The 18,861-nt window shown below is 49.4% G+C and carries 15 protein-coding genes; 7 read left to right on the forward strand and 8 right to left on the reverse strand.

The window, feature by feature from the left end; all coding sequences use genetic code 11:
• Window positions 1–466: 466 nt before the first annotated feature.
• A complete protein-coding gene (locus MRY86_RS17260) occupies window positions 467–1,909 on the reverse strand; it encodes a hypothetical protein (protein ID WP_293569215.1) in 1,443 nt (480 codons plus the stop codon).
• A 198-nt stretch (window positions 1,910–2,107) separates the two neighbouring features.
• Between MRY86_RS17260 and MRY86_RS17265 the strand changes: the two genes are divergently transcribed.
• Both MRY86_RS17265 and MRY86_RS17270 read left to right on the forward strand, forming a co-directional pair.
• Window positions 2,108–5,869: a cohesin domain-containing protein gene (locus tag MRY86_RS17265; RefSeq protein WP_293569217.1), complete on the forward strand. Its 3,762-nt coding sequence runs from the start codon at window positions 2,108–2,110 to the stop codon at window positions 5,867–5,869.
• Window positions 5,870–5,946: 77 nt separating this feature from the next.
• Window positions 5,947–6,540, forward strand: a complete 594-nt coding sequence (locus MRY86_RS17270; RefSeq protein WP_293569219.1) for a carboxypeptidase regulatory-like domain-containing protein — start codon at window positions 5,947–5,949, stop codon at window positions 6,538–6,540.
• A 213-nt stretch (window positions 6,541–6,753) separates the two neighbouring features.
• On the opposite strand, the gene MRY86_RS17275 is transcribed toward MRY86_RS17270, so the two are convergent.
• Window positions 6,754–7,194, reverse strand: coding sequence for a helix-turn-helix domain-containing protein (locus MRY86_RS17275; RefSeq protein ID WP_293569221.1), 441 nt, complete (start codon window positions 7,192–7,194; stop codon window positions 6,754–6,756).
• 128 nt (window positions 7,195–7,322) lie between these two features.
• Between MRY86_RS17275 and MRY86_RS17280 the strand changes: the two genes are divergently transcribed.
• Genes MRY86_RS17280 through MRY86_RS17290 form a run of 3 tightly spaced genes read left to right on the forward strand, consistent with a single transcriptional unit; the run spans window position 7,323 to window position 9,989 of the window.
• A complete protein-coding gene (locus MRY86_RS17280; RefSeq protein ID WP_293569223.1) occupies window positions 7,323–8,204 on the forward strand; it encodes a nuclear transport factor 2 family protein in 882 nt (293 codons plus the stop codon).
• Window positions 8,205–8,213: 9 nt separating this feature from the next.
• Window positions 8,214–9,089, forward strand: coding sequence for a nuclear transport factor 2 family protein (locus tag MRY86_RS17285; protein ID WP_293569225.1), 876 nt, complete (start codon window positions 8,214–8,216; stop codon window positions 9,087–9,089).
• 30 nt (window positions 9,090–9,119) lie between these two features.
• A complete protein-coding gene (locus MRY86_RS17290; RefSeq protein ID WP_293569227.1) occupies window positions 9,120–9,989 on the forward strand; it encodes an SDR family oxidoreductase in 870 nt (289 codons plus the stop codon).
• Window positions 9,990–10,358: 369 nt separating this feature from the next.
• Here MRY86_RS17290 and metK read toward each other — a convergent pair whose 3' ends face one another.
• From metK to trpS, 3 genes are all read right to left on the reverse strand, one after another.
• Window positions 10,359–11,612, reverse strand: a complete 1,254-nt coding sequence (gene metK, locus MRY86_RS17295) for a methionine adenosyltransferase (RefSeq protein ID WP_293569229.1) — start codon at window positions 11,610–11,612, stop codon at window positions 10,359–10,361.
• Window positions 11,613–11,767: 155 nt separating this feature from the next.
• Window positions 11,768–12,388, reverse strand: coding sequence for a fumarylacetoacetate hydrolase family protein (locus MRY86_RS17300; RefSeq protein WP_293569231.1), 621 nt, complete (start codon window positions 12,386–12,388; stop codon window positions 11,768–11,770).
• 9 nt (window positions 12,389–12,397) lie between these two features.
• Window positions 12,398–13,411, reverse strand: a complete 1,014-nt coding sequence (gene trpS, locus MRY86_RS17305; protein WP_293569233.1) for a tryptophan--tRNA ligase — start codon at window positions 13,409–13,411, stop codon at window positions 12,398–12,400.
• 183 nt (window positions 13,412–13,594) lie between these two features.
• Between trpS and MRY86_RS17310 the strand changes: the two genes are divergently transcribed.
• A complete protein-coding gene (locus tag MRY86_RS17310) occupies window positions 13,595–13,966 on the forward strand; it encodes a hypothetical protein (protein WP_293569235.1) in 372 nt (123 codons plus the stop codon).
• Window positions 13,967–14,088: 122 nt separating this feature from the next.
• Window positions 14,089–16,590, forward strand: coding sequence for a T9SS type A sorting domain-containing protein (locus MRY86_RS17315; protein WP_293569237.1), 2,502 nt, complete (start codon window positions 14,089–14,091; stop codon window positions 16,588–16,590).
• Window positions 16,591–16,592: 2 nt separating this feature from the next.
• Here the strand turns inward: MRY86_RS17315 and MRY86_RS17320 are convergent, their stop codons facing one another.
• From MRY86_RS17320 to MRY86_RS17330, 3 genes are read right to left on the reverse strand one after another with little or no spacing between them, the layout of a single operon-like run.
• Window positions 16,593–17,951 (reverse strand): DUF4403 family protein, encoded by a 1,359-nt coding sequence (locus MRY86_RS17320; protein WP_293569239.1) that lies wholly within the window; start codon window positions 17,949–17,951, stop codon window positions 16,593–16,595.
• A 39-nt stretch (window positions 17,952–17,990) separates the two neighbouring features.
• Entirely contained in the window at window positions 17,991–18,635 is a 645-nt protein-coding gene (locus MRY86_RS17325; protein ID WP_293569241.1) for a cytochrome c oxidase subunit 3, read from the reverse strand.
• Between the two features lie 41 nt (window positions 18,636–18,676).
• Window positions 18,677–18,832 (reverse strand): DUF2256 domain-containing protein, encoded by a 156-nt coding sequence (locus MRY86_RS17330; protein WP_293569243.1) that lies wholly within the window; start codon window positions 18,830–18,832, stop codon window positions 18,677–18,679.
• Window positions 18,833–18,861 lie beyond the last annotated feature (29 nt).

Below are 18,861 nucleotides of genomic sequence, written 5' to 3' on the forward strand. Positions count from 1 at the left end.
GATCATGCTCGAAAGCATAACCTCCTTTGGTAGTGCTAATCTATGAAATTTTCAAAGAACTTGCTCAGATGCTAAACATAGCATCTGACATTGAGTGGGTTTGCCGCGGCAAACCACTTAATCGTCAGTATAACCACATAAAATAAACAGTAGATAAGCGGCTTGATCCATTCTTGACCACAATATACAATGGTCCTGGCTTTCTCTTCGTGACAGTTTTGCGGAAAAAAGACAGGGCAGAATTTAGTGCAGACTAAAAGAACATAGCCTAGCCGCCTTATTTTTTTTGATTTTTACTCAATCAAATTAGTAGCTCTTAATACATTTCCTTTTCGAAAAAGCCGCAAAATCATTCCAAAAAAGACAGTGTAAACAGAGCGTTCTCACTTCTGCAAAGGCATAGCAATCCTGTCTGGAGATTAAAGGAAGCTAGTGCAGAGCGCCTGGAAAGGCCCGGGCTCAAGCGCTATACCAGCAAGCTCACCTTCCGCCGCAGCCAGCTGCGGTTTGCCAGCTCGGGCTGAGCATCGATGCGGTGCAGCAGGGCATTCAGGTTGTCCGGGGGGGCGCTGCCGTATTGTGCCTGACGGCTGCGCAGTTTTTGCAGGCGGGCGATCATCTTGAGAAAATTGCCGTTGGACTGTTTCTGATAGGTGGAGAGTTGCCGGTTGCGCTTGATGTACTTGCGGGACGCTTCCAACAGAGCGTAGAGCGCTTCCTCCTCCTGTAGTTCGTAATAGCTTTTGAGCTGTATCATTTTGGCAGCCATGTGGTAGAAGGCGTCGGAAAACTCGACGCCCTGAAGGGTTTGCAGGGCTTCCTGATACTGAGCGCGTTCAAATTGCAGGGCGGCCAGGTTGTAGGTAAATACGTTTTCCTGTACCTCCGGCGCCAGCTGAGACCGGTAAGTGTAAATAAAATCTTCGGTCCACTTAAATTCCTTGAGGCGGATACCGGCAGTGACGATGTTGATGTAACTCCACTGCGTGAGGTAGCCTTGCCGCAGGAGCACTTTGCGGTCCAGCATTTCCTTGTAGAGGTCCAAAATATCCCGGTAGAAAGCGGCTTCCCCGGAGTTGATACGCTTGACGCAGTAGTTCTGGGCGTAGTCGTATAAATCCTGCAACTCTTCCAGTGCAAAAACACTATGGTGCTGACTGAGCAGTTGGCGCAGCGACCGGTAGTGGGCTTCCTCCTCCGAGGAAAGCATCATGAGGGCCTGATAATAGGTTTGCAGGGCCGGAGATTCTGCCAGTAACGGCGGTTGTTGCCGGAACAGGCTCAATAGCTCGTCCAGAAAATGGCAGGTGTAGGTTGCATTAATCGCCCGGTTGCGGCTGGCCATATCGCAAGCCAGGCGGAGTTTGTTGCACCAGTAATAGCGGTCAAGGGCATCGCTTTGGTGTTGCAGGTGGGGCGTAAAGCGGCGGGGGTTACGCTGTAGCGAAAAGCGGTCCAGCAACTGCGCCATCTCGTAGCGCTCATGCTGATAATGATGGGACCGGTGAGGCAGGCGCTCGGTAAGCTGTTGCAGCCGCTGCGTACTGTGCCGCAGGTGCTTTTCGGCCCTGCGGCCGAGCAGGGCCTCTAGCTCCAGGCGCTTTTGAAAAGGGCTCCGGGTTTCCAGTTCCAGTTGGGCCAGTAGCTGATAGCCTAGCTGTAGGGTGTCCGACAGTAGGTTGTTAATGCGTAGCTCCTCATACCCTTCCTCTTTATAAATATGGCGGTAGGCGGCACGCTTGTCCAGCTCTTCCGCATCGTAATCCGGTCCAAAACCCAGGCAAAAGTCCAGCAAAGCCCGTATCTTTTGGTTCTTATTGAAAAACGGAGAGGCTACCAGCTCCCGAAAACGGGCTGTTTCTCTGGCATCAAAGCTCCGTAGCAGGTCAATTAACTTAGATTGCCGCATCTTTATATCTATATTTTCCTATCGCTAATCTATTAAAAACAAGCATTTCAATACCTAACCTCAGCTTTAAAAATCTATAATTGAAGAATAATGTACTTTTTTCCGGGATAGGGTCCGGCTACATTTGTATCGTAATAATTCCAGGAACGCCCGCAAGGGGCAGACCTTTTGCGGAAAAAAGACAAAACTATTATCTCCATGAAAAAAATGATCTTAGGCATAGTCGCGCTTGTGCTCAGCACCTTTGCCCTACATGCCCAGCAAAATTGTTTCAACCTACTCATTGACAGTCAGACCGCCACGCCTGGCGATACGGTCTGTTTGTCCGTGCGCGTAAACAACTTTGAAGACATACTGGCCGTACAAACGGCTTTCGAATGGGACACCACCCGACTTGACTTTATAGAAATTTCTAATTTCAACCTACCTGGCCTTATCATCCAGAATTTCAACGTAGAAGGTGGAAATATTGGGGACGGCCGAGCTACTTTTGCTTGGTTCAATACAGACTTTACCGGTCTGGATTTGATGGACGGCACGGCAATATTCGATTTTTGCTTCGAAGTCATCGGGGACGATGGCTATGGTGGGTTTCAATTCGTTTCGGCCAGTGAAATCACTTATACAGAAATAGTATTGAGCAATTCTGAAATATTGCCCAGCTTCAGCCTGCTGGGAGGCGGAGTCTCCATAGAAGATGGTTTCTCCGAGCCGGTTAGGTTTGCCAGTGCCTGTCAGGACCTGGGCGACTGCAACACAGGCAGTAACCTTTCAGTTGTTGTAGCTGGAGGCACACCGCCCTACACCTATTCCTGGATGCAGGGCAATGCCACAGTTGGCAGTGGCGCCGATTTCACAAATGCCCCTGCCGGATTATACGAACTCATCGTATCCGATATGAACGGCGATGAAGTTTCCGGCTTATTCAATGTGACCCCTGAGGATGGCATCAGCGTCAGCAACCTCATCCTTACACCCCCTACCTGTGGAAACAGTGACGGCGCTATTCAGGTACTGGTGGCAGGCGGCTCCGGAGCTTATGATTTCATTTGGAGCACCGGGCAGACGGACGCTCACAGCATTTCTAACTTACCAGCAGGCAGCTATAGCCTTACCGTTACGGATGCCAATACCGGCTGCGATTTTGCGATAGGTATTGCCCTCGAGGACGAAGAGCTGATTACCAGCTACGCCTATGAATGCACCATAATGCCGGATGGCAGCACGATTGCGGATATTTCCTGCGCCGTGTGGTCAGACGGGCAGACGCCTTATACGTTTGAGTGGAGCACCGGCTTTACAGAGACCACCGATGAAATCATAAGTACGCTTGCCGGGGTGAGCCCCGATCAGTCTTATTCTGTAACGATTACAGATGCGAACGGCTGTACGAGTATCCCGGGGCCAGCTACGCCCGATTGCCCGGGAACGGGAGGTGACCCCACCATTTACGTTGCCAATGAAACGGTAGCCGAGGGCGGGTCCATCTGTATTCCGGTCAAAGCAAGCGAGGTCCCGCCCATCACCCGGCTGGATTTTGCACTGACCTGGTCCACTGATGTCCTGTCCTTCACAGGCGTCAATGAAGGGGCGCTGACCGCCCTGCTTGACGATGGGCTTGACCTTTCTCAAACGGACAATGGGGAACTGACCGTGCAGTGGGATATCGATATCCCGGAAGGTCTGCCGATACAGGAAGATGCCACTCTCTTTGAAATCTGCTTCGATGCCGTAGGCGATCCGGGCAGCTCCACCGACATAGCATTTGATGACAGCATCCTGGCCAGTTACCTCGAAAGCGGGGCGGAGGTGTCTGCTGCTTTTGAGGATGGCAGTTGCAGTATTCTGTGGGACTTTTTGACCGCGTATTCTTACGAATGCAATGAATTTGCAGACGGTTCGGTACTCGCTTCTGTGTCCTACGTCGTCTGGGCTGGTGGTGTACCACCCTACACTTTCGAGTGGAGCACGGGGTTGGTGGAGCAGGACTCCATCTTTTCAACCCTGGAAAATGTACCGGACAATACAACCTACAGCCTAACGATTACAGATGCGGAAGGTAGGACGCATAGCCCCGACCCCGTTACACCGAATTGCGGAGGCGCGGGCAGCTCAGCTACCGTGACGATTGGCGAAGCGGTAGTGAATACCAATACCAACTTCTGCGTACCGGTAACCGTCTCAGGTGCAGCTGAAGTTACTGGTTTTGAAGCAGGAATGGCTTGGCTGCCAGGTATACTTAGCTATACCGGGGTTACAGGTGGCGTTCTTGGCGATGCGGCCACCTTCACCATTGATGACAGCGATTCGGATATTGGGCAACTGAGCCTGATTTGGAATCCTACCGCGCCTGATGCTATTTTTGTTGAAGACGGAGATGTGCTCTTTGAATTGTGTTTCGATGCAATCGGGGATCCGGGCAGTTCCACCGGAATCAGCTTCAATGCGTCCAATCACCCCTTCCTGTTAGAGAATGTAGAAGGCATTGAATTCACACCGGTCAACGGCGGGGCTTTCATACAGGGCTCCGGGGGACCGGATGATGTGACGCTGCAGATCGGTAGCGCTATGGTGGACACTGGCGAGGTGGTTTGCCTTGACGTGACCGTTGAAAATTTCACGGAAGTTGGCACTGTACAGCTATCCATCAACTGGGACGAAGACCGGCTCAGCTTTGACACTCTGATATTAGCCGGCAACCTACCCGGGCTGAATCCGGCAACAGACTTCAACCTTAATCTTACAGACGAAGGCATTATTGCCATGTCCTGGTTCAATCTCGACCTCAATACGGTAACCCTCCCGGATGGTGCACCGCTATTCACGCTTTGCCTGCGGGCCGACACCCTGCAGGGGCCCACTCCGGTGACCTTCTCCCCCACCCCGGTCAATATTGAAGTGACGGATCTGGAAAACATCCTTCCTGTTGTCCTCCAAAACGGCACCGTGGATGTGCTGCAGCCCGAAGTCTGGCCCGGTGATACCGATGTGGATGGGCTGGTGACCCACTTCGACCTGCTCAATATTGGGCTTGGGTTTGGCACTGCCGGACCAGAACGGGCCAATGCAACGATTGCCTGGGAAGCCCAGGTAGCACCAGGCTGGCAAAACGCCACACCAAACTCCAACGTCAACTACAAGCACTTGGATACCAACGGCGACGGCTTCATTGATGCGGCAGATACCCTGGCGCTGGTGAACAACTGGGGCGAAGAGGTGAACTTCCTGCCGGAAGAGGAAAACCGCAGCATAGCGGGCGTCATCTACATCGAACCGGACACGGTGGTCCTTGGCATCCCGGCTACCTTCAATATTATGCTTGGGGAGCCTGGCACGACCGTACCCGAAGTCTATGGCCTGGCGTTCACCATTGTGTACGACACTTCCGCGGTAGCGCCCGGCAGCGCCTCCGCTTCCTTCCTGGAATCCTGGATTGGCAATACCAACGAAGACCTGATCGGGCTTTCCAAAGACCGCTACGACGACGGCCGCATTGATGTAGCCCTGACCCGTACCAATGGCCTCAACGCGGAAGGCAGCGGCGCCATTGGCCAATTGCACATTACCATTCAGGACGTCATTTTCATGCGGGGCAATGACTATCCACTCGACTTTGACATTGAGAACATACGGCTGATCAATGCTGCAGAGATGGACTTCCAGCTGGAAGGGCTGCCTACTTCAGGAGTGGTCAAGGATGGGCTGGTGAATGTGCCGGAAACTGCTCAGGCGTTTAATGTACATGCATTCCCTAATCCAGCCAGTGATCAAATCAGCATCCTGGTGGAGGGTGCGCAACTGGAAAGCGCCCGCCTGATGGCAACTGATGGCCGTACCGTACAACAAATCCAGGGCGGACAGTCTGAGGTCAACCTGCAGCATTTGCCGGAAGGCTTGTACCTGCTTCAGGTGTTGACCAGCGAGGGGGCGACTACCCATCGCATCATGATTGCGCGTTAACTTTAATTTCCTTTCGATGAATTATTAGTGGTGCTGCCTGCTTACGGGCAGGCAGCACCTTTTAAAACCCGACTATTATGAAAAATACACTCATAACTCTGGTAGTGCTATGTTTATGCTCAGCTACCGTCTATGCTCAAACGGCTACGATTAGTGGCCAAATCACCCGACTGAATGACAGCCCGGTAAGCGGTATCGTAGTGCATCTCCTCAACTGGAATGAGGGGCTTATCGCAGTGGATACAACCGATACACAAGGTGCATATGCCTTCAGTGGCCTCACGACCGGGCAGGAATATACTATTGTGCCTCAGGACAATCAGGAAGTCAGCTACCTGCAGGATGTCTCGACCTTAGATTTGGTGATTGCTGCGCGTATCATTCTTGGGATACAGCTACCGGAATCCCCCTTCGTTTACGTTGCAGGAGACGTCAATAGTAGTGGTAGCCTGACCACACTAGACCTGATTATGATGCGCAAGCTAATCCTTGGTATTGATACAATTTTCGAGAACAGCCCTTCGGTACGGTACCTGCGTACAAACGCCAGTTTTATTAATCCTGACACCCCATTTTCAGGCATCAACTATGGTAATCCGACCCTGCTTTTAGACACCGATGCCCCTGCTTTCGACTTTTACCAGGTAAAAACAGGCAACCTTGCCCCATAAGGGCCTCTACCCCATTATTGTAATCCCATAAATCCCTAAGGGGCAAGCTGGCACTGAACTGCGCGGCTTGCCCTTATTTTTTTTTGGATTTGCCGACTGTGCCCGGCTGTTTTTGCTGTAAATCAGGATGGAGCAGCTCTTAAATTGAACGAATTAACGTTAATTCGTTCAACTAACGGTCCGTATATGCGTAGTGCGACCGCTTAGGTAGCATTATCGCATATACATTGTTGTAGCCAGTTTTTCTCGGTATTTTTTCTCCAAGGCACTCGCAAAAGCCATTTTATCTTTCCGTAGTAATTCCATTGCTTCTCCATTTACAATGGTCGGATGAACATCCCTGAGGTAACTATCGCTCCAAGTTGCAAGTTCTACAAGTATGGGGGTTAAAGCTAAGCCCTTCTCGGTCAACAGATAAAGATTGGTCTTTTTATTATCAGGTCGTTTTGTTTTCATAACAATCCCTAACTCTTCCAGCAATTTGAGTCTGGTTGAAAGAATATTGGTAGCAATGGCTTCATCACTTTCAACAAAGTCCTTAAAGGTTTCCATGTCCTCTACCAGCATCTGCTTTATGATAACCAATGTCCATTTGTCACCTAAGATATCCAAGGCTGAAGTAAACGGACAATTACAGCGAAATTTATGTTTCATGTTAAGTCTATGTTAATTTTTACTTGCAAAATGCAATTTAATCTTCATTAATGCTTGCATATTGAAAGTTACTCTGTAGTTTTACTTGCTAATCAAAAGTAATAATGATTTTTCAAAGGACATAGCCAATGAGAAGAGTATTAACTGCAATAGCTCTAACAGGTATCCTCGCTTCCTGTGGTACAGCTCAGACAAATTCAACAAGCGAGGTCAACTCAAACAACACCAAAATGGATCATAAAGTAACCGTAGGCACTTTTTTAGGTGCAGTAATGAACAACGACCCAGAGACAATGCGTAAGTACGCAAATGCCGATTACATTCAGCACAATCCATTTATCCCAACAGGTTTAGAGCCATTTATTCAAATGCTTCCTGTTTTACAAGAAAATGGAACAACTGCTGAAAATATCCGAATGTTTCAGGATGGCAATTATGTATTCATGCACAACATTTGGAGAAATGCCAAGCCGTTTGGTGCCGATGAGGCGGTATCGTTCGATATTATTCGATTGGATGATAACGGCAAAGTAGCCGAACATTGGGATGCCATGACTCCATTAGTAAAAGAAACTGCGAGTGGAAGGACACAGACAGACGGACCAACAACGCCAACAGATTTAGATAAAACGGATGCCAATAAGGCATTGGCAAAAGCTATGGTTGAAGATATTCTCATGGGTAAAAATCCACAGAAGATTACCGATTATATAAGCACCGAACAATACGACCAACACAATCCTGGTATCAAAGATGGATTGGCTGGTATCGTCGAAGCCGTAGAATACCTCACTTCTCAAAACAATATGTTCCAATACACTAAAATTCACAAAGTGTTGGGCGAAGGGAATTTTGTACTCACCATAAGTGAAGGAAAATGGAACGGAACGACCAATGTTTTCTATGATTTACTACGCTTTGAGAATGGAAAAGCTGTGGAGCATTGGGATGTCATTCAAGAAATCCCAACCGAAAATTTAGCAAACGATAACAGCATGTTTAACTTTTAAACTAAAAAAATGAAAATACTAAATCTTAAAACAATAGTCGCACTTTTTATTCTAACCGCATTTTTTGCATCCTGCGACAAGGACGATGACTTAACTCCCGAGTTGACTCAAAGAGAAAAAATAACAGCATTTTTTGAAGCTGTTAATACCCGTGATGTTACTACCATAGAGGAGCTGGTAACGGAAGATTACATACAGCACAATCCATTTATACCTACAGGCAGAGACCCTTTTGTTGGCCTTTTGACAACGGTATTGGAGGATAATGGCACAAAGGTCGAAAATATCCGAATACTTGAAGAGGGTAACTTTGTCGCTATTCATAATCTATGGACTAATGCTGCACCTTTTGGAGCAGACACAGTAGTGAGTTTCGACATATTACGGTTTGACGAAAATGGGAAAATTGCAGAACATTGGGATGCCATTCAACCTTGGGAAAGCCAAACGGCAAATGGCAATACGATGGTTGATGGACCAACCAATATTACTAATTTGGATGAAACAGAGGCTAATAAAGCGTTGGCTATATCTATAATAGAGGATGTTTTGATGGGGCAAAACCCAAATAACATTATCAATTATATCGCTGAGGATTATGTTCAGCATAATCCTGGTATCGATAATGGTTTGGTGGGGATTCAAGCCGCTGTGGATTATCTAATTTCTATCAATAATATGTTTCAATACAACACGATTCACAAAGTTATTGGTGAAGGCAATTTTGTATTGACGATTAGTGAAGGAACTTGGAATGGTACTTCTAATGCCTTTTATGATTTGTTTCGCATGGAAAATGGTAAAGCCGTAGAACATTGGGATATTATTCAGCCTGTTCCTACCGAAGGTTTGGCGAATGATAACGGAATGTTCGGTGGCTTTTAATAGTAACCGTTAACTTTTAAAACAAAATAAATGAAAAATATTATTATTACAGGCAGTAGTAGTGGTTTTGGCTTAAAAGCTGCCAAAGATTTGGCCGATAAAGGCAACAAGGTATTCGCTACGATGCGTAAGCCTGATGGCAAGAATGCAGAAAAGAAGGCGGAATTGGAAGGACATTCTGTTCACATCAAGGTCGTGGATATGGATGTGACGGACGAAGCATCTATAAAAAATGCTATTGATAACATTATCGCTGAGGTAGGGAATATTGATATTCTGATTAATAACGCAGGGATTATGTACTTGGGTATTACCGAAGCGTTTAGTGTGGAACAGGCTCGTTTCCAGATGGAAACCAATTATTTTGGTGCGATTAGAACAATGCAAGCAGTTTTACCAAGTATGCGTAAAGCTGGTAGTGGATTAATTATCAACACATCCTCGCTGGTTGGTCGTATGTCGCCACCGTTTTTTGGCACTTATACTGCCACCAAACACGCATTAGAAGGGTATTCACAAGCCTTGCGTTACGAGGTTTCCCCATTTGGTGTAGATGTGGTCATGGTAGAACCAGGACCTTTTGGAACAGGACTTTTAGCATCTGGTCAAGCTCCTGCACATTCCGAAGTACTTGATTCTTATGGAGAATTGGCAGGAGTCCCAACAGCTATGGGCGAAAACTTTGCTCAAATGTTACAGAGCGAAGATGCTCCAGACCCACAATGGGTAGTGGATGCCTATTTGAAGTTAGCCGAAATGCCTTTTGGCAAACGTCCTACACGAACCGTAGTTGGAATTACTTGGGGTGTTGACAAAATAAATGAATTGACGCAACCCATTCAAGATAGTGTCCTCAAAGAAATGCAATTGGATTCCATTCTTGCCGGTGCTTCTGCCTAATCGTTGAAAATTCAATTAATTGTATAAAATCACAAGGGTTACGGCTCTTGTGATTTTTTTTGTTTTCGATATTCTAATTGGCTACAACTGAATGAATTAACGCGAATTCGTTCAAAATACAACCCTGGCAATATTTCTTCGTATTCCCATTAACCACACAGCGCCACCCCGTCGCAACAGGCTGGCGCTGTGAATTTCCATTATTGAGTAGCCTTTGGGAAAGCGTAAGACAAACGGTATTAGCTGCACGACTTCATAGAAGTCGTATGTTAGTATCAACAGCACACCACGGGAAGCCGACTTCGTAGAAGTCGCATGTTAAACCACCAAGGGGCAGCCCCCTGACTACCTCATCTCTTCCCTCACTCCCTACAGCCCAAATGCCGCTTTCACCTTATCCACGTAGTCAAGTTTTTCCCAGGTGAAGGTTTCCACCTCCATCTCCTTAACGCGGCCGGCACCATCGACGAACTTCACCGTCTTTTGCTCCGGTGTACGGCCCATGTGGCCATAAGCGGCAGACTCGGAGTAGATCGGGGTGCGGAGCTTCAGGCGCTGCTCAATTGCATAGGGGCGCATGTCAAACACCTCCTCTACTTTCTTCGCAATCTCGCCATCACTCATTTTCACGTTAGCGGTGCCGTAAGTGTTGACGTAAATGTTGGTAGGCGCCGCCACACCGATCGCGTAGGACACCTGCACCAGGACTTCATCACAAACACCGGCAGCCACGAGGTTCTTCGCAATGTGGCGGGTCGCATAGGCCGCAGAACGGTCTACCTTGGAAGGGTCTTTGCCGGAAAAGGCACCACCACCGTGGGCACCCTTGCCGCCGTAGGTATCTACGATGATCTTGCGGCCCGTTAGCCCGGCGTCTCCGTGCGGGCCACCGATGACAAACTTACCGGTCGGGTTGATGTGGTAGGTAATATTATCATCAAACAGCTTCTGAAGTTCAGGCTTGAGCTGAGCTTTGACCCGTGGGATAACAATCTTGATGATGTCCTCACGGATTTTATTCAGCATGCGCTCATCCTCATCGAAGTCATCGTGCTGTGTGGAGACGACGATGGTATCGATGCGCTGAGGCGTGTTGTCATCTGCATACTCGATCGTCACCTGCGACTTAGAGTCCGGGCGGAGGTAAGTCATTTCCTCCCCTCCCTTGCGAATAGCCGCCAGTTCCTGCAGGATTTTGTGAGAAATGGCAAGCGCCAGTGGCATATAGCTCTCCGTCTCATTGGAAGCATAACCGAACATCATGCCCTGATCGCCGGCGCCCTGCTCCTCCGGGCTTTCGCGCTCCACGCCCTGATTGATGTCAGGCGATTGCTCGTGGATGGCAGAAAGGACACCGCAAGAGTGGGCCTCAAACATGTATTCTGACTTAGTATACCCAATGCGCTCGATCACATCGCGGGCAATTTGCTGCACATCGAGGTAAACATCAGACTTGACCTCACCGGCAAGCACCACCTGACCGGTTGTTACCAGCGTTTCACAGGCGACCTTTGAAGAAGGGTCAAAAGCAATGAAATGATCAACGAGGGCATCGCTAATCTGATCAGCGATTTTGTCAGGGTGCCCTTCGGAAACAGACTCAGAGGTGAATAAGTATGGCATAAATTCGGTTTATTTCGGATTAACGCCGGGAAATAGCCCCGGCAAAATCGCTGCAAAAATAGGAATAAAGCACAAAATGGCTCGCTTTTCAGGGCTTCTCGACAAATAAAATACACAACTGGGTTTGCCCCAATACTAAGGCACTTGTTGCGCCCTTATTTGATTTCGCAGCGGAACATGGATTTAACTTCCGTCTTCGTGTGCAGGAAGCCCTCCAGCTGATCGCCAATTTGCACCGGCCCTACGCCGGCAGGCGTGCCTGTGTATATGAGGTCGCCCATTTGCAATTTGAAGAACTTCGATACGTAAACAATGATGGCATCAAAGGAGAAAAGAAGGTCTTTGGTGTTGCCGTGCTGCACCGTCTCCCCGTTTTTCTTCAGCTCAAATTCTATGGCGCCCCGGTTGCACTGCTCAATGGGCAGAAAATCGCTGATCACAGCAGAACCATCGAAGCCCTTGGCAATTTCCCAAGGGTGGCCTTTATCTTTCAGGCGTTGCTGCACATCGCGGGCGGTAAAGTCGATGCCCAAACCAATTTCCGGGTAGTACTCAGCGGCAAACTCCGGCTGTACGTGGCGGCCGTTTTTGCCGATTTTCAGCACCACTTCTATTTCATGGTGCAGGTCTTTGGTGAATTCCGGGTAGTAAAAGGGCTTGTTGTTCACCAGCAGCGCAGAAGGCGGCTTCATGAATACCACCGGGCTGCCCGGCACCGGGTTATTGAGCTCTTTGGCATGTTCGGCGTAGTTGCGGCCGATGCAGATGATCTTCATAGTCGTGATTTAAAACTTCACATTGGACAGCCCCGCCATTTCCTTTACGGCACGGACGGTCTCCTGTGCTTTCTTGCGGATTTCAGCAGAAGACGCCTTGATTTGGTTCTTGATCTCCTTCTTATCGGCCTTCAGGGCTTCCTTACGGGCTTTAAAATCAGCGCTCAGCCCCACAAGGGCATCGGCTACGGCATCTTTTAGGTCCACATACTTTAATTCGCCGGCCTCGTAGTCTTTCATCAGGCTTTCGTAGGCCTCCATAGACTCAGCAGCCTTGAGCAGGGTGAAGAGGTTGTCCACGCCCGGGCTCATTTCGCCGGCAGGCGTATCTCCGGTATCGGTTACTGCGGAGCGGATTTGCTTGCGGATGCGGTTATCGTCACCAAACACATCAATGTAGTGCTTCTCGCCTGCACTTTTGCTCATCTTACGAGTGGGGTCGGCGGTAGAGCGAACCTTAGGCACTTCTGTATACAGGGGCTCCGGCAGGACGAAGTATTCTTTGCCCATCTGATTATTGAAGCGTTGGGCGATGTTGCGGGTGAGCTCCAGGTGTTGTTCCTGATCCTTGCCTACCGGTACATAATCCGCCCGGTAGATCAGGATATCCGCGGCCTGTAGCACGGGATAGTCCAGCAAGCCAGCGGAGATAAAGCTGTCGGTAGCGGTTTCAGCCACCTGCGCGCTTTTGTCCTTGAACTGCGTCATACGGGTCAGCTGCCCGTAGGAGGTGAAGCAATTGAAAATCCAGCACAATTCTGCATGCTCCGGCACCAGGGACTGAATAAACAGGGACTCCGGCTTAACGCCAACCGCCATCAGGTTAAAAAGCAGTTCCCAGGTATTTTCCCGAAGTTTTTTCGGATTGTAGGGCATCGTCATGGCATGGTAATCCACCACCCCGTAGATGCAATCGTACTTTTCCTGTAGGGCGACCCAGTTCTTCACTGCCCCGAAGTAGTTGCCAAAGTGCATTTGCCCGGTGGGCTGAATAGCAGAAAGGACTTGTTTGCGTTGCTCCATGGTCATTTTTTTGGACAGCGCGAATATACTTGTTCCATTGGTTTTGGAGCAATAAAAACGGGGAATTCCCATCAGAAGCCGGGTTTTGGCCAGCCCGGCAGTCACAGCACTGGAAAATCCAAGTTGGGCAGGCCAGCCGCAGTTCGTACTTTTGCTGCGGATTCAAACAATACCGAATTGCGAATGAGAATACTGATTGTTGTTTTTGCACTGCTCACCATCCTCCCTGCCTGCCAGTCGGGCTATCAGCCTGCCGACCTGCAGGGAAACTGGCAAGCTGTGGCTATCACGGAAGAAGGCACGCCTTTGGCGGTTGACCCCAGTCAGATTGAACTTCAATTCACGCCCGCAGACCGCTATACCTACCGGAGCACGCTTAACTACCGGGAAGCGGGCAGCTTTTACTTGGATGGCACTTATCTGTTCACCCGCGACACCCTCAACCAGGCCAGCACCGAAAAGGCAGTCGAAATTCTCAAGCTTGCCAATGACACGCTTCAGCTCAAAATGATGGATGGGGATAAGGAGCGGCTCTTAACGATGGTAAAACGGTAATGCTCTCGTACTGAAACTGGTTTTTCGGGCGTAAATTTCGTACCTTTAATAACATTAAAAGCTGACTGACAGCAGATTAAAAAAGTCAGTTCCTATTATCGTGTACTCAATCGCCCCTGCTTATGAAATCTCTTTACAACGGTTTACTATCTGGTCTGCTGATGCTGAGCGCCTTCCTCAGCCACACGCAAACCCCTGGCAACCCCATCCCCCTAACGGCAGGAACACGAGCAGATGCTTACTTCCCTTGTGATTTCTCTGCCTTCGCCTTTACCAATGAGTATTCGTATGACCAATTAGAGGTGCCGCCTGATTATTGCCCGGGCAGCCCTATTGTGCCCCACAATATTCAATGGATTGGATTTACGCCACAAACATCGTCCTTGATCATTGAACTGGAAGCCGTAGTCTGTGAATGGCATTTCGGCATTCAGGTTGGGGTTTGGAAGGCACCGGATGAGCATTGGCCTTACCTGCAATACGTTCTGCCTTGCTACTATGAAGTGCCGCCCTATGCACCTACCAATCTTTACCTGGATGGCTTACAGCCGGGAGCACTGTATTATTTTGTCTTTGATGGCTATGATGGAGATATATGCGAAATCGAAATGCATTTGCAAAGCGGCTTAATGGATTCAGGTACTATTCTTGGGGAGACCTCTATTTTGATGGGGGGCAATGAGGACTTTCAGGTTTGTACGGGGTCTGATTTTTCATTGGAAGCCAGTTCTGTGTTTAACGCCAGTATCTACAATTGGACCATTGATGGGGAACCCCAAAGTAACCTGCGGTCCTTTGAACTCAGTATCGAAGAAGCTGGCAGTTATGAGGTTTGTGTCACTCCGACGAATGGTTGCGACAGCCTGGGCACTACGGTATGTGAAACCATAGAAGTTTTTGACCTGCCTGACCTTTCTACCGTTCAGGATACTGTAGTCTGTGGCGCTTACACACTACCACCAATTGAGGGCAGTAACCTTACCGGCAACGAAAACTATTACCTCAGTAACGATTTTAATTTTTGGGAAAGCACACCAGTCCCTGTAGGCACGACCATAGACACTTCCGTTTCCTTAACCATCATGGACGGAGTTGAAAACTATTGTGCCTCCACCCGAAGTATTGATATTCTGATTACCCAGCCGCTAGCCCCGGATACCCTTGCCGACCAAACCGGGTGCAGTTTTTTCGTATTTACCGCACCAGATACCAGCCTGCAGCTTCCGCCAGTAACGTATTATTCCGCCCCCAGTGGCAATGGCGATATTTTTCTGCCCGGAGACACCACTTTCAACAGCGGCACCTACTATCGTATTTTTGAACAGGATGCCTGCCTGGCAGCACAAGCTTTTGAAGTCGAGCTTTCCGCAGCCTATTGCCCCGATGGCGTAGTAAGTATTGCCGGTCAAACCACTAAACCCGATGGCACACCAATCAGCAATACGCAGATCAGCCTGCAGTCTTTTTCTCAACTCCTGCAATCCACCGATACAACCGGGCATTTTGCCTTTGACAGCATTCCCGGAGGATTCAATTACACGCTGCTGCCCACCCGTCAGCAAGACGTTCTCGATGGTGTGGACTTATCGGACGCTTTCGCTATTCTCAAGCACGTTTACGGGCTGGAAACTTTTTATGATACCCCGCAGGCCCCGTACCTGCTCATCGCAGCAGATGTCAACAGCGATCAGGCGGTTACTGTAGCTGACTTTGCCATTGTCCGGAATACCTTTATGGGGCTTCTGGACACTTTTCCCTCAGCACCTTCCTGGCGGTTCATCCCTGCCGGTTTCACTTTCGATTCCCCCAATAACCCCTGGCTGGACGATTTTCCGGAAAGTGCGGCCTTCCCAAATTTGCTGACAGACACATTAGTGGATTTCTACGGCATAAAAATCGGGGATGTCGATTTCACCAATACCGCAGAAGGCTTGCAGGTAGCCCCTCCCACCCGCCTCTGCATGCCTAATCCGGCCTTAAAGCGCGGGGAAAAGATTACGGTGCCCGTTACGGTGAAAACAGACCGGCTGGCGGGGGTCCAATTTGAGCTCAGGTATGATACTTCCAGGCTGAGGCTTTTGAAAGCGCAGCCCAACAAAGACTTGTTCCCGGATCAGCCTGTGGAGGAATTGAGACCAGGACAACTACCGGTTATGCTACTCTGTCCAGCGACGGAAGGCATAGCAGCCGGTACGACCCTGCTCACCCTGGAATTTGTAGCTAATCAACCTGGTCAGCTGTACAGTGGATTAGAATGGCCTATATCGGAACGGCAGGCTCTAAGCGTGCAGGCAGATGGGCAGAAAAGCCCTTTGCTGTTTACGGATTGCAACCAGGCTACAGTCAGCACTTCAGACAATATTGAGGTGCCCAATTTAGAGATTGCATGCCTGCCAAATCCCTTCTCAACTTCAGCAACGCTTAGCTTCCATACGCCTGTTGAAGGCCCTGTTGAAATACAAGTCTTCACGCCATCGGGCCAACGGGTCAAAAGACTGCAACAACAATATGGTGCAGGTACGCATCACGTTGCTCTGGGAGACTGGCTCCCTTATTCGGGCAGCTTTCTCATCACTGTGACAAATCAAAATAAAACTGCCCGGCTGTGGGCTGTGCGCATGTAAGATCAGTTCAACCCCTTCACCCGCACATTGACGTTGCCCGTAAGGGCCAGGTCAACGACCATGCCATCCACCGTGAGGTAAGCATTGCGGAGGTCGAGGGCTTCCAGGTTGCCATTCAGCACCACGCCGGTAGCCAGCTCATACTCCTGAAGCTGCTCCTGGAATTGCGCCTGCATGTCCTTCATGTTGTAGTCGAGCAGGAAATTGAGGTTTTCGGCAATTTTGTTTTTGATGGTACTCTTCATCAGCCAGCCGGCAGACCGGAAGAGGTAGTTTTTGGTATCGAGCGTATACTCCAGGTCTTCGATATCGATGGTATTCTTTTTGGGGTTGAAGACCGGGCGGCCGACCAGGTAAATGCTGCCGTTGTAGGTGCCGCTCAGCGTGGTATTGACTACGATATTACTGCCTTTCCCAAAAAACTCCAGGTCCTGTATCGTCACGGACCGACGGCCGTAGGAGAAGGTTTCGCCAACCAGCTGGGTTTTGGCGAGGCGTTCGGCTTCATCGTAAGAAATCTCGGCGTTGATGTGCAGGGTAAAGTCTTCGGCTTCCACCGGGCTGATGCGCAGGGGCGGCAGGGGCTGTATGTACTTGGGGTCCGGGCGCTCACCGATTTTCACCGAGGGTTTGCCCTCCACGTAGATGGTAGTCGCGATCCTCCCCCGCTCGGTGGAGACCGGGCTCATACCGATATACTGTGGGTTCACGGTAAGCCAGGTGTTGTATTCTTCGGAAACCAAGGCCGGCTGAAACATCTCCCGCCAGGCTTCCTCCACGGTCTTGCGCAGGTCAAACTGCTCCCGGACCAAGTCGTCTATCGCTTTGGAAATCTGCCGGGTACTGTTGCGCAGGACGATGTCCGCAATAAAACCTACAGGCAGGTCCACGAAGCCCATTTTCACCCGCGGTTTTTGTTGCCATTGGTGGCCTTCCAGCGTGGTCGTGGTAAAGATGCTCCAGTCTGTATTCACTCCAAAGCCGGTTTTGAAATCCAGCGAAATCTGACCATTGGCTTCAACGGTACTGATGCCAAGGTCGTACTTGATCCAAAGGTCGAGTGGGATACGGTAGGTAATGGCTTGGGAGTCAAGCCCCAGGAGGATATCATCTTGTTTGATGGCCCGGACCATCATTTTATCGCCATCCCGGAGGTTGTTGTCTTCGTAGAGGATGCCGCTCAGTTGTTTGTTGAGCACAGCCTCCAGGTCCCGCACCGGGACATCCACAGGGATGTTGATGATGGATACTTGATCACGGTACAGCTCTTCGTATTCTTCCATAGGGCGAACGGGCTTCGTCACTTTGCAGCTGCTAAGCAGTAGCATCAATATAGCGCAGGCAGGCAGTAGATGTTTCATTTAGGGTAGTTCTTTGCCCCGAAATTAGCAGAAAGAAGACTACCGAAGCAAATAATTGAGGTAGAAAAAGATGACCAAATAAATCCAAAGCCCGTCCAAAAAATGCCAGTAGATGGTCAGCAGGCGGAGCTTGAGCCGCTTTTCGGGGTCAGAAAAATAAACCAGCACACTCACCGGCTCTTTCATGCGCTTGCGGGCCGTCCACAGGAATAGCCCCAGGAAAGGCAGGCCAGCGATAACGTGGGCAAAATGCAAGGCTGAAATCACATAAAGGTAGCCCGCAGAATTGTCGCTGTGGATGTAAATCTGATTGCTAAATAACTGATACCAACCCACGCCCTGCAGGATCATAAAGATGAAGGAAATCGCCATGGTGGCGATAAGCGCCCGCTGATAGTTTTCCGTATCATCAGATTTGTAGCAGCGCTTTGCCCAGACCATTGCGCCACTACTTGCCAGTAAGACCAGCGTATTGAAAATAAAAATATTCGGTAGCTTGATTGGCGGAAGGTCACTCTGCACCCTGGTGTACACAAAGGCGGCAGTAAATGCAAGGAACATAGCGGTAATGCCCAGCAGGGACAATATCAGCAATACGTTGTAAGGGTGGAAGGCAAAGTTGCCATATTCGTTGTACCCTTCCTCTGCAGGGTCTTTTTGCTGTGATGGTGGATTTTCAGACATATTATTTGGCTGCTTACCAGCTAAATTTTTGAGTGAACAGTTCAGTTTCGGTCCCGTTTGGCCTCCCGCCGGCAACGCTCGCTGCAATATTTGACCTCCTCCCAGACCTTTTCCCATTTTTTTCTCCAAGTGAAGGGGCGGCTGCATTGTACGCAGTCTTTGGTGGGGAGGTCTCCCTTTTTGCGTTGCTTTGGCATTCGATTTTCTGAAGGAAACGGCAATTCGC

Origin of the sequence: Phaeodactylibacter sp., assembly GCF_022763345.1 — a bacterium.
Taxonomy (GTDB): Bacteria; Bacteroidota; Bacteroidia; order Chitinophagales; family Saprospiraceae; genus Phaeodactylibacter.

Coding starts and splice junctions, on each gene's coding strand:
- MRY86_RS17310 (WP_293569235.1), top strand. CDS start 13,595: ATGAGAATACTGATTGTTGTTTTTGCACTGCTCACCATCCTCCCTGCC.
- MRY86_RS17265 (WP_293569217.1), top strand. CDS start 2,108: ATGAAAAAAATGATCTTAGGCATAGTCGCGCTTGTGCTCAGCACCTTT.
- MRY86_RS17285 (WP_293569225.1), top strand. CDS start 8,214: ATGAAAATACTAAATCTTAAAACAATAGTCGCACTTTTTATTCTAACC.
- metK (WP_293569229.1), bottom strand. CDS start 11,612: ATGCCATACTTATTCACCTCTGAGTCTGTTTCCGAAGGGCACCCTGAC.
- MRY86_RS17300 (WP_293569231.1), bottom strand. CDS start 12,388: ATGAAGATCATCTGCATCGGCCGCAACTACGCCGAACATGCCAAAGAG.
- MRY86_RS17320 (WP_293569239.1), bottom strand. CDS start 17,951: ATGAAACATCTACTGCCTGCCTGCGCTATATTGATGCTACTGCTTAGC.
- MRY86_RS17325 (WP_293569241.1), bottom strand. CDS start 18,635: ATGTCTGAAAATCCACCATCACAGCAAAAAGACCCTGCAGAGGAAGGG.
- MRY86_RS17330 (WP_293569243.1), bottom strand. CDS start 18,832: ATGCCAAAGCAACGCAAAAAGGGAGACCTCCCCACCAAAGACTGCGTA.
- MRY86_RS17280 (WP_293569223.1), top strand. CDS start 7,323: ATGAGAAGAGTATTAACTGCAATAGCTCTAACAGGTATCCTCGCTTCC.
- MRY86_RS17315 (WP_293569237.1), top strand. CDS start 14,089: ATGAAATCTCTTTACAACGGTTTACTATCTGGTCTGCTGATGCTGAGC.
- MRY86_RS17260 (WP_293569215.1), bottom strand. CDS start 1,909: ATGCGGCAATCTAAGTTAATTGACCTGCTACGGAGCTTTGATGCCAGA.
- MRY86_RS17275 (WP_293569221.1), bottom strand. CDS start 7,194: ATGAAACATAAATTTCGCTGTAATTGTCCGTTTACTTCAGCCTTGGAT.
- MRY86_RS17290 (WP_293569227.1), top strand. CDS start 9,120: ATGAAAAATATTATTATTACAGGCAGTAGTAGTGGTTTTGGCTTAAAA.
- MRY86_RS17270 (WP_293569219.1), top strand. CDS start 5,947: ATGAAAAATACACTCATAACTCTGGTAGTGCTATGTTTATGCTCAGCT.
- trpS (WP_293569233.1), bottom strand. CDS start 13,411: ATGGAGCAACGCAAACAAGTCCTTTCTGCTATTCAGCCCACCGGGCAA.